Below are 18,523 nucleotides of genomic sequence, written 5' to 3'. Positions count from 1 at the left end.
TGTTTTATTATTGATCAATTCAAAAAAGCGTGTTCCGAAGAAAACGACTTTGCCGGAGCGTAATGTTCCGGCAAAGTTAGTCAATTTACCTGTTCCATGCAGCCATTTAGCGCAAATTCGGGTTGATGTCCTGCTCCGCCTGCGGAATTGGCCATTTGTAGTCCTGCGGCGAACGGAAGTTTCTTGTGTTCACAAACCATCGACCGTGCGGATCGGGCTGGTCACCCGGCTTTACACGCGTCCGCTTCGCTCCGGGGAAAGGCGCTCCGTAAACGTCTTTGGTCAACACTTCGTCCCCGATCTTCCAACGTAGAATATCCCAATAACGGATACCTTCGCAAGCCAGTTCCACCCGACGTTCGTTTCGCAGCACAGGACGAAGCGAAGCGACATCGGTCAGCGTAATTTTCGGCATATTGACCGAGACACGTCCTCTGACACGGTTAATCGTCTGATCAAGCAGAGCCTGAGAGATAGCATCGCCTGCTTCCATCTTGGCTTCGAGGTAGCCGAGCAACACTTCGGCATAACGAATTACCGGCAGGTTTCCGCCATATTCCTGCAAATTCCCTTTATATGTTTCATCAAAATACTTACGCATCATAAAGCCCGTCTGGGTAGTCTGTCCGCCCATCACACGGTCGGGGCTGGAAGCCGAGTCCGGATGACTGACGTAAGATTTCCCCATAAACATTGCACCATTATAGAGAATGGTGTAGCGAAGACGCGGGTCGCGATTCTTGCCCAAGTCTTTCGGATCGTATAACGGACTGTCGTAAGAAAAGCTCGTACCATCGGTAAACTCATAAGCTTCGAACAACGAGGCCGGCACATTGATGATGCACCATCCTCCGTCTTTAGCGGGTAAAGCATGTTGAGGCATCGACTGTCCGGCCAGACTTTCAATATACTGCATCGAGAAGATATTTTCACGGCTGTTCTCTCCCTTCGGTATGAAAAGTGACGAATAGTCGGCCGCCAGTTCATTGTCACCATAGTCGATAATCTCTTTATAAACCGCAGCCGCTTCATTCCATTTATTTTCTGCGAGATAGGTGCGTCCGAGAAAAGCCAATGCCGCTTGTTTGCTGGCACGGCCGACCTGCTCGACCGACAGATCTTTGAAACGAGGCAAATCGATTACGGCGGCTTTTAACTCATCGATTACAAATTTCGTGATTTCCTTGCTACCGTTCTTCTCCACCGTATTAGCCTCATCCCGTGTCAGCACCTTGGTCACTAACGGCACTTCTTGAAAATACTGCGAGAGATAGAAATATTGACAGGCGCGGATGAAGCGGGCTTCAGCCGCATAACGCCTCGTCACGTCGGTCTCGGGCAGGCTGCGGATATTCTCCAGAAAACGGTTGCACTGGGTAATGCGTTTATACGTATTCTTCCAGTAACGTGCCACAAACGGATTATTGGCGACAAGCTGTCCGTTGGACAGACGGAAGAAATTCGAGGCATTATTACGTCGGTCATACAAATTATCGGAGGCAAACTCCAGAAAAACGAGCCCGCCGTAGCTCCACCAGTCGGAAGGCTGATATTCCGGAGCGTTAAACAGGATATCACCGCGATACAAACCGGTCAAGGCTACTTTCGCATTCTCTTCGCTCGACCAGATGGTAGAGTCTGAGAACCGGTTCAGAGGATTGCGTTCCAAGTCGCAAGCTGCCCATGTCCCGATCAGCAGAGCGGGAAGGCATATATATTTCACTATTTTCGTATACATAGTTGTTATCAGAATTTAATGTTTAAACCCAATGTATAAGTTTGCTGAATCGGATAATACCGGCCATTGGTGTTGATTTCCGGGTCCCATCCGCGGGGATATCCGCTTAAGGTAAGCAGATTTTCGCCCGATACATATATTCTCACACCCGAAATGTGTAACGCATGCAGCCACTGTTTCGGCAATGTGTATCCCAACTGCACGTTGCGCACACGCAGATACGAGGCATCGCGTACCCAGAAGTCGGAGACCTCGGTATTCGGACTTCCTCCGCCCGAAACCGTTTCGAGACGCGGGTACGACGGATAACGCTCTGGGATATCGGAACGAAAACGTCCGTCAGCCTGCCAACGCTGCACATTCCCTTCCTGCCACATGGCGAATCCCGCCACACCGCTCAACATCCCTTTCACTCCGGCTACCCCCTGCATCTGAACCGCAGCATCGAACTCTTTATACGATGTTTGGATGCCCAAGCCAAACGTATATTTAGGAATACGTGTACCCAGCACTACCCGGTCGTAATTCGGATCGACTTTCCCGTCAGGCACCCCATCAGGACCGTTGATATCCTTGTAACGAATATCGCCCACCTGCGCCTTAGGTGTGACTTTCGTCTGATCAGCCCACGTCTTCACATCGTCGGCATCCAGAAATACTCCGTCAGTTTGATAGCCATAATAAACCTGCATCGGATGACCGATGTATAATCCACCGCTTCCAACAAGTCCATTCAATTGCTTTACATCGCCTACGCCGAGGGTTTCTATTTCGTTCTGGACAATGTTGAAATTACCCTGCACATCGAGAGTAAAGTCACCGCTACTCAGGTGATGACCGACCTCTAACTCCAGCCCCCGGTTTGTCAGCGATCCGGTATTGATGGGCGAGATGTTCAGTCCCAGCACAGACGAAACACTTCCCGATGGAGCATACAGAATATCGTAAGTATACCGGTTAAAGTAAGCCACGTTAAAAGAAAGCAATCCGTTCCATAACGAACTTTCAAAGCCCATATCCCACGTGCGCGTGCTCTCCCAGCGCAGATTGGGATCGGTAAGGGTCGTGATTGAAGCCCCCGAGGAGAACGTATTGCCGAACGGATAGTTACGTCCCAGATCATATAGCGTCTGATAAGGATAAATACCGATGTTCTGATTCCCGAGCACACCCCACGAAGCTTTTAATTTCAAGTTGGTCAGCCAGCTCATTTTTTCATTCTTACGTATAAAAGTTTCTTCGCTTAGTCGCCATCCTAAAGCAACCGAAGGGAAGAATCCGTATTTCTTCGATTTCGGGAAACGTGACGAACCGTCGTAACGCATCGTCGTTTCCAGCAAATAACGCTCTGCATAATTATAGTTCAACCGTCCGAAGAGCGACTGCAAAGCCCATTCTTGCCCGGCACCATCAGCCTTCTGATTGTCCGGCGCACCAACATCGAGATATGGCAGATCGTTCGATGCAAAATTATCCCGAAACCCTTTCAGCCAACGATCGGAATAATCCTCGAAAGAATATCCCGCAAGAAGCGAGAAATTGTGCTGTCCTATTTTCCGACCGTAATTTACCGTAGCCTGAAACGTCTTATACAGACTGCGCTGCATCCGGTTTTCTAAGAAAGAAGGTCCTAAGACGCGTCCGCCTTCAATCTTCAACGTAGAACGGAAACGTTTTTCCTCATAATTCCCGTAAGTAATCCCTCCCATCGCTGTCAGTTCGAGCAATTCGAGTGGCTGATACGTCAACGATACATTGGCCGTGGTCTTATACTGCGGCAACGAGTAGAACGAAGGACTTTCGATCCATGCCGGAGGCGTTCCGTGCACTTCCTGTCCTTTTCCATACGTTCCGTCGCTGAGTTTGACCGGTGTCACTCCCGGAAAGCGAAGAGCCTTGATGATGATACCTTCCATATCGTCAGCATCGTCGCCGGCCGGAATAGCCGGTTCATTACGCTCCGACATCACGCCGTTGATGCGTGTCGTAAGTTTAAGATTGGGCAACAACTCGGTTGTCAGGTTCACGCGCGCATTGTAACGTGTATAGTCGTTCTTGGCGATCAGACCGTTTTGTTTCAGATAACCGAAAGTAAGCAGATAACGGGTCGTTTTTCCTCCGCCGTTGATGTTGAGATCGTGGCTTGTCTGCAATCCGTCACGATCGAATACGCGTTTCAAATAATTCTCATTAGCATAATGATCCGGATCGGAACCATCCTTGAATTTTGCGATCTGCTCGTCGGTATACACGGTCGAATTCGAAGCTTCGTTAAGCAGTTGAGCATATTCCCACGTAGGTACCAGATCAGGGAACGCTGTCGGCCGGTTGAACCCGACATAGCCATTGTACGAAACCTGTACTTTCCCTTCTTTTCCGCTTTTGGTAGTGATCAGAATCACACCGTTCGCAGCACGTGCCCCGTAAATCGCCGCCGTAGAAGCATCTTTCAAGACTGAAATACTTTCTATTTCGGCAGGATTAATATCGGCAAGCGAACCGGGAATCCCATCAACCAGTACCAAGGCCGTAGGGCTGGCACCGAACGAACCGACTCCACGTATCTGCACGCTGTTCGACGGATTGCCCGGAGCACCGGAACCTTGAATAATCGTAACGCCCGACATCATACCGGTTAACGCATTCGTGATATTGGCATTCGTGCGCTGACTGATTTTCTCTCCGTCTACCTGTGCGATAGAACCGATGATATTCACTTTCTTCTGTACGCCATAACCTACCACAACCACTTCGTCCAGTTGCTTCGTGTCTTCGTGCATCACGATATCGAACGATGTCTTTCCGGCCGTTGGGATTTCCTGATCGCGATAACCGATATACGAAATGCGCAATACGGCATCCGACTGTACGTCGATCGTAAAATGACCGTCCACATCGGTAATCGTTCCGTTCGAAGGATTAGCCTTCTCTACAATCGTAACACCGGTCACAGGTTCGCCCGAGGCATCCGCAACACGTCCTTTAACCGGCCTCTTGCGGCTCTGTGCCGGAGACTTTTGCTGCCCTTCCGACGCATTCTTTTCGACTAACGCGATAATGTTCTTCTCACCCTTCCGGTATTCGATACTTGTGCCCGAAAGCAAGAACTTCATGGCTTCGTCAATGCCGGCATTGGTAACTTGCAGAGAAACGATTTTCTCTAAGTCGGGCAGCGATTCGTTGTAAAAGAATTTGTAATCACTTACCTTCTCAATCTCTTTTAATGTCTCTCGCAAAGGCCTGTTTTGCAGATTCACGGTAATTTGTGCAAAAGCAGTGCTCGTCGTCATAAACAAAAACAGTAGAAAGATTACCGGTTTTGTTAATGAACATCGTTTAAAAAAATGTTTTTGCTCCATAAAAAAATAGTTTAACAATTGTTTTTCATTTTCTATCCGAGACATCGTGCTTCCCAGAGTCTTTTTTCCTCTTTATCCACCCATTAAAAAAAAGAAAGAAGACCGTCTTTTACGAAACATATCGAGTCTCACGGTTGATAAGAGTACAAAAGAACAAAAGAAAACCTCTAATCCATCCTTTGCAATTATGTTTTTTTAAGTGATTCAAGATATCTTGGAACGATATCGCTCAGCCTTTCATCCCCCAAAATTATGAATGCGTTAAAGATGGTTATGCTCTCCACTCATCAGAGAAAAATAGCTTGAAATCATTTCCGTTTTTGATTGGAGGAAAAAGATACACCACGAATTTTCAGAAGCATAGATCATGATAAATTAATGTTTTCTCCCGGTTATCCTGTAATGAAACGTTTTTCAAACATACACACCACATTTTTTTTGTAGATTTGTCAGCCGAAAAAATAAATGAACTGAACTTTCTAATCATACAATTTATCTATGGGAACAAACAGACGGAATTTTCTGAAGACTCTGGGTGGTGCGGCACTTTTCACTATCGTGCCCCGCAACGTGTTGGGGAAAGGATTTATTGCGCCGAGCGACCAGTTGACCAAAGGGATTATCGGTACCGGAAGCATGGGGCGCGGACATCTCAGTTATGCAGGCACACGCCTTGTGGCGGTCTGCGATGTAGACAAAAATCACTTGGAGCTGGGAAAAGCTCTGGTGACCGACAAGATCGCGGCGTATCATGATTTTCGCGAACTGATTACCGACCCGAATGTAGACATCGTGCATATTGCCACCCCTCCGCATTGGCATGGCATCATGGCCGTCGAAGCAGCGAAGGCCGGTAAAGACATCTGGTGTGAGAAGCCGATGACACGTACCATCGGCGAAGGGAAGCGCGTGATGGAGGCGGTGAAACAATACGGCCGGATTTTCCGCCTGAACACCTGGTTCCGTTTTTCCGATCCGTTCTACGGTCTCGGCACGCCGGTGAAGCCGTTGAAGAAACTGATCGCAAGCGGCATGCTCGGATGGCCGTTGAAAGTAACGATCAGCAAATATACCGGCTTCGACTGGAAATTCTATTGGGTGGGCAAGGAAGCATTGGAACCGCAGCCCGTACCGTCGGAGCTCGATTACGATTTCTGGCTCGGCCCGGCTCCTTATAAACCGTACAATGCGCACCGCGTGCATCAGACGTTCCGCGGATACTGGGACTACGATGGAGGAGGACTCGGTGATATGGGACAGCATTACATCGATCCCGTGCAATATTTCCTGATGAAAGACGACACCAGCCCCGTCAAAGTTGAAGTGGATGCACCGCAGCAACACCACGACGCCGTCGGTACATGGCGATCGATCACCTATACTTACGAAGACGGCTGCCAGATCGTGCTCTGGGGAGGCAACTACGGCAACCCCGATACGCCTTACATCGCCGGACCGAACGGCAACGTATATAAGAATTTCGTATGTGATATCCCGAACTGGGAGAAGAAACTGGCCGATTATCCCGAACCGGCTCCGCAACAGACCGATTTCATCGAGTGTGTGAAGACGCGTCAGCCGTTCGCGCTGAACGAACGCAACGGTTTCCGCTCGTCGACGATCGTCAATCTGGGCGCCGTAGCGCTCCGGTTAAACCGGACCCTGCACTTCGACCCCGCAAAACTTGAGTTTATCAACGACGAAGAGGCCAACCGGTTACTTGACCAGCCGATGCGGGCGCCATGGAACATCTAACAGAGAAAGTTGGGCGCATGCAGACATCCATCCTTCCGGATGCGAACGGCTGCGTTCCTTTCATGAATTTAAATAATCATCAACTATGAAATCAATGAGAAAGTACTTTATTATATTGAGCAGTGCACTGGCGTTATATGCAGGAAGCCTGACGGCACAGACCCCGGCCAACCGGGCGACGCAAACGGTCATCGCCGATGTGCTGGCGCAGATGCCCGCACACCAACAAACCGACTACAACCGGCTGATGCACGAACTGACCGCCACCGGTGAAGAAGGCGTATTAAGCCTGCTGAAAAGGTTCGATCCTTCGGGCAAAGGCAATAACATCGCTGTGGAATATGCCCTGGACGGATGGGCCAATTATGTGATGGGCCCCGATCAGGCCGCTGCCCGTACCGCGATGGAACATGCGTGTCTGAAGGCGCTGGATCAGACGAACGACCGCGAAACGAGAGCTTTTACGATCCGTTTGCTGGAACATATCGGTTCGGACGCCTGTGTCGATAAGTTGTCAAGCTATCTGACCGACGACGCGTTGAGCGCGCCGGCCGCACAGGCGCTTGCTGCCATCGGCAGCGAATCGGCCGCACAGGCTCTGCAGGCAGCCTTGAAGAGCCGCAGCGCGCGGTCGCAGGAAGCCGAACGGAACATCATTCAGGCATTGGGACGTGTCCCCGCAGCCGGTACGGAACCGCTGTTGAAGGCCTTGCTGAATACGAATCAGCCGGAGACCCTGAAGGTACTCTTTGAAACACTGAGCAAAGTAGGGACAAAAGCCTCGCTGCCCGAGCTGGCCGCGGCAGCCCGGAAAGCCGGCTATACGATGGAGAAGACCGGCGCCGGCGAAGCGTATATCCGCCTTATAAACCGCGTCATTGCGCAGGGCGATGTCAAAGAAGGGGTGAAAGCGGCGGCCGATCTCCTCAAGAAATCGACGAATGCCGGACAGACCGGTATCCATATCGCTGCGATGCAGGCCATCATGCGGGCGGCCGACTACAAAGGCGGCCTCAGGATGCTGAACGACGCGCTGAAAGACCCGTCGAGGGAATACCGTTGCGAGGCGTTGCGAGCCTCCTCGCGCTTTGCAGACAAAGCATTATACACCCATCTCATCAAGGCGCTGCCCAAAATGAAACCGGAATTACAGACCGATATCCTGAACTGGATGCGTTGCGAAGCACAAACCTCCGCCACGAAGCGCGACATGCTCAATACGGTTGAAACGGGTATCGAGACAACCGGCATTCAAACGCTTCAGAAGTTGTTGAACAGTCCCGTATTCCCGGTAAAAGAAGCGGCCGCGATGGTCTTGGTCGAGCTGGGCAACTCGCAATCGATCGCCCCGTTAGCCTCGCTTTTAGCAAGCAACGACACGAATCTGATCAAGCTCGGGCAACAGGCGTTGCGCTCGTTTCAGGCCATGCCCCCTCATGGCGATATCGCGCCGGCAGTAGTCAAAACAATACCGTCGGCCTCGGACAGAGGCAAAATCGCCGCCCTCGAGCTGCTGTCCACACGTAAAGCCACCGCTTTCCTGAACAATGTGTTGAAGCTGACCCAATCGCCCTCACCCGAAGTAAAAACGGCCGCATTCGCCGCACTCAGGGATGTCGTGGGCGAAAAAGATATCACGAACCTGTGCGGCATGCTCGAAACGGTCGAACCCTCGGGGGTAGAAAACGTACAGCAGGCGCTCATCTCGGCGTTATCGTCGCAGACGGCCTCGCAACAGTTTGAAACGCTATCGCGCCGACTGCTCAATGCCGGAGCAGGCAAGAGCCACCTCTACTATACACCGCTGGCAGCTGCCGGCGACAAACGCGCGCTGGACATGATCGTGAAAGGATTCGGCGAAAACATCGGCGCAGCCAAAGAAGCCGCTTTCGATGCGCTGCTTCACTGGAACGACATCGAGGCCGCCACTCCGCTGATAGACATCTGTCGTGACGCTTCGGCCTCGGATTATTTCACCCGAGCGCTGGCCGGTTATGTGAAACTGGCCTCGAACCCCGCCATGACGGGCGAGAACCGTATGATATATCTGCGCAAGGCGCTGGAGTTGGCAAAGACCGACGCCGAGAAACGCCGGATTATCTCGTTGATGGGCAAAACGGGCACGTACTTCGCGCTCCTTTGCGCCGGTGAGTATATGAATGAACCCGCCTTGAAAGAAACTTCGGCCATAGCCGTTATGAATATCGCGCTCGACCATCCGGAATATACGGGCGAGGTGGTGGAAAATCTGCTCAGGCAGGCCGCCGCATCATTGAGTAACCCCGACGCCGACTATCAGCGTCAATCCATCCGCAAGCATCTTGACGAGATGCCGAAAACACAGAGCTTCGTTCCGCTCTTCAACGGCAAAGACCTGACCGGATGGAAAGGACTCGTGGGAAATCCGGTCAGCCGCGCAAAGATGAAACCGGCCGAGCTGGCTAAACAACAAGCCAAAGCCGATGAGGCCATGCGTCGCGACTGGAAAGTGGAAAACGGCCTGCTCGTCTTCGACGGAACGGGTTACGACAATATCTGTACCGAGAAACCATACGGCGACTTCGAGATGTACGTGGACTGGATGCTCGACCCCGACGGCAAGGAACCCGATGCCGGCATCTATCTGCGCGGCACGCCGCAAGTACAGATGTGGGATACGTCGCGTGTCGACGTCGGTGCGCAAGTCGGATCGGGCGGACTGTATAACAACCAGACGCATCCGAGCAAACCACTCACTGTGGCAGACAACAAGCTGGGCGAATGGAACACGATGTACATTAAAATGGTGGGCGACCGCGTGACTGTCAGACTGAACGGTATCCTCGTCGTCGATAATATCGTGATGGAAAACTACTGGGATCGCTCGCAGCCCGTCCCCGCGCTCGAACAGATCGAATTGCAGGCGCACGGCAGCAAAGTATACTACCGTAACATCTACGTAAAGGAACTGCATCGTCCGGAGCCGTTCCGCCTTTCGGCCGAAGAAGAAAAGGAAGGCTTTCAGATCCTTTTCGACGGAACGAACATGCACGAGTGGACAGGCAATCTGGTCGATTATACGATTGAAGACGGCTGCATCTCCGTAGCCGGCGATACGAAATTCGGCGGTAACCTGTACACGAAAAAAGAATATGCGAACTTCGTCTATCGTTTCGAATTTCAGCTGACGCCGGCGGCCAACAACGGCGTCGGCATCCGCACACCCATGGAAGGCGACGCCGCTTATGTCGGCATGGAGATTCAGGTACTCGACAGTGAACATCCGGTCTATCGCGACCTGCACGAATATCAGTATCACGGATCGGTGTACGGCGTCATCCCCGCGCGCCGAGGGTTCCTCAAGCCCACGGGCGAATGGAACACCGAAGAGATCGTGGCAGACGGCAACCGCATCAAAGTCACCCTCAACGGCGAAGTCATCGTGGATGGCGACCTGAAAGAGGCTGCAAAGAACGGCACGATGGACGGCAAAGCCCATCCGGGACTGTTCAACAAATCCGGCCATATCGGCTTTTTGGGACACGGATCGCCCGTGAAATTCCGGAATATCCGCATCCGCGAACTGAAATAAAAAGCAGCATGTAAAACCGGAGTACGAATTTATTTATATCTTTGCAACATCAATTTTACCATAAACCGATATGAAAAAGTTAGGATTGTTAAGCATGGTTCTTTGCGTGGTGACGATGTGTTGTGTCTCCTGCAAATCGAAACAAAGCGCATACAAAGCTGCTTACGAGCAGGCTAAAGAGCGTGAGATGACGAACTCGGAGCCGGTCGAAGAGCAGATTACACCGGTGACGAAAGCAAAAACCTCGACGGCTACCCGTCAGGAGAAGATTACTCCGATATCCGGCGAGAATCCCGAAGGAATCAAACTCTACAGCGTCGTAATCGGCAGCTTCAAGAATAAGACGAATGCTTACTCGTTGAAAGAGCGGATGCAAAACGAAGGATATATGCCGGTTTTGGGCGAAAACGAACAGGGCATGCTGCGGGTCATTCTGACCAGCCACGAGACACGCAAGGAAGCGGAGAAGAGCCGCGACGCCATACGGGCGAAGTTCTTCCCCAACTTTCAAGACGCGTGGCTGCTGGAACGCACCTATTGATCGATCACCCCCTTTGAATAATGTAGTAAAGGATGCTTCTTCCGTATGGTGAAGGGCATCCTTTCTTTTGTATCCCCCCGTTGCCTGTGCGATCGAACAATCAGCCTGACGGATGAAACGGCGAAAAAGTACACGGAAAACGGTTCGGAACTTTCCGAACACTTCACCCCGACGTGTATCCTCAAGGCAAACGGTCGGAGAAAAAGGCTTTCGGCAAGGGCCGGCAATTATACCGCATAGCCATCACTTCGCCGTATGCTCCCGCCGAACGGAACGCGATCAGGTCGTTACGATGCACTTCGTTCAATTCAACCTCTTTGCCGAACACATCGGACGATTCGCAAACCGGACCGACTACATCGTAACGGTCCGTCTCCCCGTTGCTCGTGATATTCTCGATACGATGGTATGCATCGTAAAAAGCCGGTCGAAGCAACTCGGTGAAACCGGCATCCAGTACGGCAAACTTCTTCGTCTCACCTTCTTTCACATACAACACCCTCGAAATCAGCGAGCCGCACTGTCCGACAACCGACCGCCCCAGCTCGAAATGAATCTGTTGTCCGGGACGATGGCGAACGAGTTTGTGAAACACCGCGAAATAACTTTCAAAATCGGGCACATCGAGATGATTCGGATGATGATAGTCGATACCGAGACCGCCGCCGAAGTTCACATTGCCGACGGCAATACCCTGCGCTTCCAGCTCGTCTTGCAAATCGTTACTGCGGATGCACATGTCGCGAAACGCCGACATGTCCGTGATCTGCGAACCGATATGAAAATGCAGCCCTGTGAAACGAACATGTTTCATGCCGCGCATCCCGGCGAAGACACGGGGCAGCAGGCTCAGGTTGATGCCGAACTTGTTCTCCTGCAAACCGGTTGTGATTTTGGCATGCGTATGGGCGTCGATATCGGGATTGACCCGCAAGGCCACCCTCGCCGTCTGCTTCCGTTCGGCCGCCAGCCCGTCGATGACCCTCAGTTCGGCCAACGATTCGACGTTGAAGCATGCGATGTCGTGTTCCAGCCCCAGCCGGATCTCCCAGTCGGCCTTTCCCACACCGGCAAAGACAATTTTCGACGCCGGGAAGCCGCACGCCAGCGCCGCTTCGATCTCTCCGCCGCTCACGCAGTCGGCACCGAACCCGCGCGCCGCGATAGCCGACAAGATGTGCGGGTTGGCATTGGCCTTGACGGCATAATGCTGATGATATCCGTACTTCTCGATCTCTGCCGTCAGCGCGTCGAGCGTCTTCCGGAGCAAAGCCATATCGTAATAATAAAACGGTGTGTCCTGCTGCCGGAACTGCTCTACCGGGAAAACTCCTTTGATCATGCTACGCCTCTCCTCCTCTGCCGGGAAATCACGCCTCCGATGCGTTTTCGTTGAACAGTTGATCGCTCAGCGCCTGCAACGCCCGTTGCTTGTCCGAGGCCTTGATGATCAGCGAGACGTTATAGTTGCTTCCGCCATACGAAATCATCCGGATGGGGATATCCTTGAGGGCATGGATGATCCGCGCCTCGAACCCGACATTGTCCCACTCCAGATCGCCGACTACACAAACGATGACAAGGTCTCGATCGACCGTTACGGTACCATACTTTTTCAGATCGTCTACGATCTCTTCCAGATGTTTCGTACTGTCGATCGTTACGGACACCCCGACCTCCGAGGTCGTTACCACGTCGATGGGCGTGCGGTGATTCTCGAACGTCTCGAACACTTTACGCATGAAACCGGTGGCCAGCAGCATCCGACCGCTTTTGATCTTGATGGCGGTGATATGGTCTTTGGCGGCGACGGCCTTGATTTTGCCTTTCTCCGTCACGTTCGAGATCGTCGTACCCGGTGCGTCGGGCTGCATCGTGTTGAGCAGTCGTACGGGAATGTTATTCTGCTTGGCCGGCAAAATACATGTAGGATGCAGAATCTTGGCGCCGAAGTACGCCAATTCGGCCGCCTCGTCAAAGTGTAACTGATGTACGGGCGCCGTATGTTCCACCATGCGCGGGTCGTTGTTATGCATCCCGTCGATATCCGTCCATATCTGAATCTCATCGGCATGAATAGCTGCCCCCACAAGCGACGCAGTGTAATCGCTGCCGCCCCGTTGCAGGTTGTCAATCTCACCATAGGCATTGCGGCAGATGTATCCCTGCGTAATAAACAAGTTTACGTCGGGAGATTGTTCCAGCAAGCCGTTCAGTTTCTCACGGATATAAATTGGGTCGGGGTCTGCGTTCTTATCCGTACGCATGTAATCGAGCGCCGGAAGTAAGATGGATTTGACACCCTGCTCTTCAAGGTAAAGGTTCATCATTCCGGTCGACATTAACTCGCCCTGGGCTAGAATCACCTTCTCCTCAAACATGGTAAATAGGTCTTTGATCAACGAGCGAATCTCGTCGAAACGCAATGCTACAAGCGCTTTCGCCCGCTGCCTGTAGGGCTCGGTACGATACAGTTCGTCGATGACTGCGGCATATTTGAGCGAAAGGGTATTGATGACTTCGTTGGCACCGTCGGGGTTCTTTTTATAGAGATAATCCGCGATCTCGACCAGCGAATCGGTCGTACCCGACATGGCCGACAGAACGACGATCTTGGGAGTCTCGTCACAAATTAATCGGGCAACGTCCTTGATCCGTTGCGCCGAACCGACGGAGGTGCCGCCGAATTTTAAAACGTTCATTTGCGTCGTGTTTTTTTGCTGTTATTGTTGATATAATTCATTTATGAATGATGGTGCTCTTGCGGACTTGCAACGTCGTGCAACTTTGCTTGCTCACATTTGACGACCCGCGCAGGGAAACGCTCCACGAGGTTGTAATTATGGGTCGTCATAATCACCGCTGTGCCCCGCTTACAGATGTCGTGTAGGAGCTGTACGATCTGTCCGCTCGTTTCGGGGTCGAGGTTGCCCGTTGGTTCGTCGGCCAGAATAATCTCCGGCGTATTCAGCAATGCCCGGGCAATCGCTACGCGTTGCTGCTCTCCTCCCGATAACTCATGAGGCATCTTGTATCCTTTGTTCGGAATGCCGACCTGCTCCAAGACCTCCTGAATACGTTTGGCAATTTCTTCTTTTCTGCGCCAGCCCGTAACTTTTAACACGAACTCCAGATTCTTGAACACCGAGCGATCGGTCAGTAACTGAAAATCCTGAAAGACAATGCCTAGCTTGCGACGCAAATAAGGGATGTCGCGCCGTCGCATGTTGCACATGTCGTACCCCATGACTGTCGCTTCACCTTCCGAGACGCGAATCTCGCTGTACAAAGCCTTCAGCAGACTGCTCTTCCCCGAACCGACTTTACCGATGACATAAACAAATTCACCGTTGTGTAGCGTCAACGATACGTTGCGCAAGACGATATTCTCTTCCATGCACAACGTCACGTCCTCCAAGTAGACTAATGCTTTATCTTCCATATTCCTTGCCTCTTTTTCCGTATCGGCCGCCACTGTACTCCATGCGTTCTATTTCGTAATAATGAAATTTCTCTTATCCGATTTGTTGTCAGTCGGCAAAAGTAATAAAAACTCCCAGAAAACGAAATCTTTCGGCCGAAAGATTGATGCAACGTTCTTACTTCCTCCTCGAGAGAGTCGGCCGAAAAATCCATGCCCTATATTATTGCGTTTTTTTCGTAAAGTAGATGCTTTTATAGCGAAAGAATATAAAATTGAGTGAAATGAAAATTCGACATGCCGAACTGCATGATTGCGAAAGTAGCGAGACCCGGGATTGAACCGGGGACCTCATGATTATGAATCATGCGCTCTAACCAGCTGAGCTATCTCGCCTTTTTGTGAAAAAACGGTGCAAAGATAGTAAAAAAACGATTATCCGCAATCGAACGGTGTTTTTTTTCGGGGATTGATTTTTTTCCCTCTTTGAGTTTTATTGCAAAAGCCAAGGAACAAAAAGGGCTGAACTCCGAGCAAGGCATTCATTAATCAGAAAATCCTTCTTTTTGATGAAATTTGTTGCATCATGGTGTGTTTTTTCTTTCTGCCGATCGAAGATTGCTGCATTCAATGCAAAATGGTAATTTTATAATGTGTATATATCTGAATATCATCACAAAAAAATTATCAATTACTTACAATAGAGTATTAATGCCTGCCCACTTATATTATTTATTGATTTTTTTGGTTTTTATACGAATTTCTCTTACCTTTGCCGTAGATTAAAAATAATGATTATGAATTTTTTGGCATTGACAAAGGCTCGTTTTTCCGTGCGGAAATACGAGCCGACCCGGCAGCTTGAAAAAACGAAGTTGGATTATGTGATGGAATGTGCCCGAATGGCACCTTCGGCTGTGAATTACCAGTCGTGGCGTTTTCATATCATTACGGAGAAAGACGAACTGGAGAAAGTCTACGCCTGTTACGATCGCGATTGGATTCGCACGGCGCCGTGCGTGATTTTGGCCTGTGTCGACCATACGCTTTCCTGGCGTCGGAAGAATTTCGACAATAAGGATCATGGCGATGTGGATATCGCCATTGCAGTGGAACATCTGTGTCTGGCAGCCGCAGAGCAAGGCTTGGGGACTTGTTGGGTTTGCAATTTCGATACGGCGCTTTGCAAAAAATCGTTTAATCTCCCCCAAGATTGGGAACCGGTGGTCTTGATACCGATCGGATATGGAACGGATCCTTATCGGGAGAAAAACAGAAAAGAGATGCATGAGATTCTTTTTTGAATACGATCCCTTTCAAAAATATCTTTAAAGCAGATTGATCATCAAATTCATTTATCTTATGAGAAAAGATTTATTTTCAGTAGTTATTGGCATGATATCGTTGGTCTTTGCCGGTTGTTCGCAAAGTCAGCAAATACAAGTATCTAACTTAAAGCTCGAGCAAATGGTAAAACCGCTCGGCGTTAACGTGACGCAGCCGCGTTTTTCGTGGCAGATTGCTTCGAGCGCTCCCGACTTGGTGCAGACGACTTATCAGATTCAGGTGGCAGCAGATCCGGAAGAACTGAAGGCAGGCAAGAACTTGCTGTGGGATTCCGGTGTCGTAACTTCGGATGCTTCTATCTGGGTGTCTTACGGTGGGAAGGCTCTGGAGCCCGGAAAGTATTACTACTGGCGTGTTAAGATCGGCACGAACCAAGGAGCGACAGGCTGGACGGAAATCGAACGCTGGTCGATGGCTCCCGATCCGGCTTCTTTGAAAGCCCTCTGGATCGGTGAAGATACGTTGTCGAATACAGGCGAAAATTTCGGCACAAAAGAGAATAACAAAACCAGAATCGCAGCTCGATACTTAAGAAAAGAGTTCGATTCGGATAAAAAAGATGTGGAAAGGGCGATGTTATACGTATCCGGACTCGGTTCGTCCGAGACTTATCTGAACGGAGAAAAAGTCAGCGAAGATATTTTCGCTCCTATGGTTTCTCAGTATGACAAACGAGTTTACTTCAACACCTACGATGTGACCGGTATGATCGCCGCGGGCAAAAATACCATCGGCGTGGTTTTAGGTGCCGGCCGCTTCTTTAATCTCCGTAATCCCGGACATACGATGTTCGGTTTGCCGAGATTGTTCGCTCAATTGGAAATCGAGTATATCGACGGGACGACTTCCCGGGTCGTCAGCGACACTTCGTGGAAAGTCACCTCAAAAGGGCCTATCATCGCCAATAATGAGTTCGACGGCGAGGAATACGATGCCCGTCTCGAGATGCCCGATTGGAACAGGAACGGCTATGATGACTCCGCTTGGCAGCAAGCCGACCGGATGGAAAGCCCTGCAGGGAAGTTGACGGCACAGCAGAATCCGAATTTGCAGATTCAGGATCGGTTGAAACCCGTCGCCGTCTTCCGGAATCACGAGGGGAACTATATACTCGATATGGGGCAGAACATGGTGGGGTGGCTATCGATCGATCTGAACGGAAAGAAGGATCAACCTGTTCATCTTCGTTTTGCCGAAACGTTGAACCCGGACAGCACACTGTATGTAGCCAACCTTCGTACCGCCCGTGCGGAAGATATTTACATCCCTGCGGCCGACGGCAGGTTCCATTGGCATCCTTCGTTCGTCTATCACGGTTTCCGGTTCGTAGAAGTTTCCGGGCTCGACTATCAGCCCGATCCGGCGGATTTTACCGGAGATTGCATCTACGATAAGATGGAGACTACCGGTACCTTCGAGACCTCCGACAAATTGGTCACTCAGATATTTAAGAATGCGTACTGGGGAGTTCGCGACAACTATCGCGGTATGCCCACGGACTGCCCGCAGCGCGATGAACGCTTAGGCTGGATGGGAGACCGGGTGACCGGCACGTACGGAGAAGCTTATTTCCTGGATAACTCGCGCATGTATAACAAGTGGTTGCAGGACATAGAAGATGCCATGAGCCCGGAAGGCAGCATCTCGGTGGTATCGCCGAGCTACTGGACCATTTATAACGATGATGTCACTTGGCCTGCGGCATTTTTCACCGTCGCCGATATGCTGTATCATCAGTACGGCGACGATCAGGCCATTCGTCTGCACTATCCGGCAATGAAGAAATGGATGCGGCACATGGAATCGACCGCAATGAAGGATAATATCATCACCAAAGATACGTACGGCGACTGGTGCATGCCGCCCGAATCGCCCGAGTTGATTCATTCGGTCGATCCGTCACGGATTACAAACGGCAGTTTGATGAGTACTGCGCTCTATTACGATTTACTCCGTTTGATGACCGAGTTTGCTAATATCTGTGGACAGGACACCGATATACCTCATTACAAAGAGCTCTCAGCTAAGATGAAAGAGGCTTACAATGCCAAGTTCTTCGACCCGGCCACCGCGCAATACGACAATAATACGGTGACGGCCAATATCCTCTCGCTCCGTTTGGGGCTCGTGCCGAAAGGCTATGAGCGGAAGGTATTCCAAAACATTGTAGATAAGACGGAGAAGGAGTTCGACAGTCATGTGAGCTGCGGCGTGCTCGGCATGCAGCATCTGATGCGCGGCCTATCTGAAAACGGCCGGACTGACCTCGCATACCGGATTCTGACGAATACCGACTATCCGAGCTTCGGGTATATGATTCGGAACGGCGCTACCACCATCTGGGAACTTTGGAACGGAAATACGGCGAACCCCGCCATGAATTCGGGCAACCATGTCATGCTGTTGGGCGATTTGATCATCTGGTATTACGAAGATCTGGCAGGCATCCGATGTTACCCGGGCACGGTCGGGTACAAGAAGCTGTGGATGGCTCCGGTATTCCCCGACGGCTTGGATGAAATCGATGCTTCGTACAAATCCGTTTACGGCGAAATCAGAAGCGCTTGGAGCCGGAAGGACGGACGCTTCGAATGGGATATTACCATCCCCGGCAATACAAGTGCCGTCGTCCGTATACCGAAGGCTTTTGGAGTGACTGTCGCTAAGGTGGCCGGTATTCACGCCATCACGGAGGGTGAGGACTATACGGAAGTCGAAATCGGTTCCGGACATTATCATTTCGGAAAATAACTTGTGACTACTTTAATTTTTTAGAACTCACCTAAAATAA

At 50.9% G+C, this 18,523-nt stretch carries 10 protein-coding genes and 1 tRNA gene; 5 read left to right on the top strand and 6 right to left on the bottom strand.

The genetic code is table 11. The features are described 5' to 3' along the window. Positions 1–106: 106 nt before the first annotated feature. The gene (locus BFO_RS03210) at positions 107–1,738 is read right to left on the bottom strand and encodes a RagB/SusD family nutrient uptake outer membrane protein (RefSeq protein WP_014224162.1); all 1,632 of its coding nucleotides are present in this window, start codon (positions 1,736–1,738) and stop codon (positions 107–109) included. Positions 1,739–1,746: 8 nt separating this feature from the next. Beyond that, complete coding sequence (locus BFO_RS03205) at positions 1,747–4,974, bottom strand: TonB-dependent receptor (RefSeq protein WP_244262942.1); 3,228 nt, start codon at positions 4,972–4,974, stop codon at positions 1,747–1,749. A 621-nt stretch (positions 4,975–5,595) separates the two neighbouring features. On the opposite strand from BFO_RS03205, the gene BFO_RS03200 reads away from it, so the two are divergent. From BFO_RS03200 to BFO_RS03190, 3 genes are all read left to right on the top strand, one after another. Then, positions 5,596–6,852, top strand: coding sequence for a Gfo/Idh/MocA family oxidoreductase (locus tag BFO_RS03200; protein ID WP_014224160.1), 1,257 nt, complete (start codon positions 5,596–5,598; stop codon positions 6,850–6,852). A 94-nt stretch (positions 6,853–6,946) separates the two neighbouring features. Further along, positions 6,947–10,423, top strand: a complete 3,477-nt coding sequence (locus BFO_RS03195; RefSeq protein WP_041590628.1) for a family 16 glycoside hydrolase — start codon at positions 6,947–6,949, stop codon at positions 10,421–10,423. A gap of 70 nt (positions 10,424–10,493) precedes the next feature. Further along, positions 10,494–10,964: an SPOR domain-containing protein gene (locus BFO_RS03190; RefSeq protein WP_041590627.1), complete on the top strand. Its 471-nt coding sequence runs from the start codon at positions 10,494–10,496 to the stop codon at positions 10,962–10,964. 181 nt (positions 10,965–11,145) lie between these two features. On the opposite strand, the gene lysA is transcribed toward BFO_RS03190, so the two are convergent. The 4 genes from lysA to BFO_RS03170 all read right to left on the bottom strand — a co-directional run bounded on the left by lysA (position 11,146) and on the right by BFO_RS03170 (position 14,781). Continuing rightward, positions 11,146–12,306: a diaminopimelate decarboxylase gene (lysA, locus tag BFO_RS03185; RefSeq protein WP_014224156.1), complete on the bottom strand. Its 1,161-nt coding sequence runs from the start codon at positions 12,304–12,306 to the stop codon at positions 11,146–11,148. A 28-nt stretch (positions 12,307–12,334) separates the two neighbouring features. Then, positions 12,335–13,666: an aspartate kinase gene (locus BFO_RS03180; RefSeq protein WP_014224155.1), complete on the bottom strand. Its 1,332-nt coding sequence runs from the start codon at positions 13,664–13,666 to the stop codon at positions 12,335–12,337. Positions 13,667–13,707: 41 nt separating this feature from the next. After that, positions 13,708–14,406, bottom strand: a complete 699-nt coding sequence (locus tag BFO_RS03175) for a cell division ATP-binding protein FtsE (RefSeq protein WP_041591081.1) — start codon at positions 14,404–14,406, stop codon at positions 13,708–13,710. A gap of 301 nt (positions 14,407–14,707) precedes the next feature. Beyond that, a tRNA-Met gene (locus BFO_RS03170) sits at positions 14,708–14,781 on the bottom strand. A gap of 401 nt (positions 14,782–15,182) precedes the next feature. On the opposite strand from BFO_RS03170, the gene BFO_RS03165 reads away from it, so the two are divergent. Beyond that, on the top strand, positions 15,183–15,689 hold the full coding sequence (locus BFO_RS03165) for a nitroreductase family protein (RefSeq protein WP_014224151.1): 507 nt from the start codon (positions 15,183–15,185) through the stop codon (positions 15,687–15,689). A 58-nt stretch (positions 15,690–15,747) separates the two neighbouring features. Continuing rightward, positions 15,748–18,483 carry an alpha-L-rhamnosidase gene (locus BFO_RS03160; RefSeq protein ID WP_041591080.1) on the top strand — a complete coding sequence of 912 codons (2,736 nt, stop codon included), beginning with the start codon at positions 15,748–15,750 and terminating at the stop codon, positions 18,481–18,483. Positions 18,484–18,523: the final 40 nt, after the last annotated feature.

This window comes from Tannerella forsythia 92A2, assembly GCF_000238215.1.
GTDB lineage: Bacteria > Bacteroidota > Bacteroidia > Bacteroidales > Tannerellaceae > Tannerella > Tannerella forsythia.
Note: the sequence above shows the minus strand (reverse complement) of the source record. Positions and strands in the feature narration are given on the sequence as shown.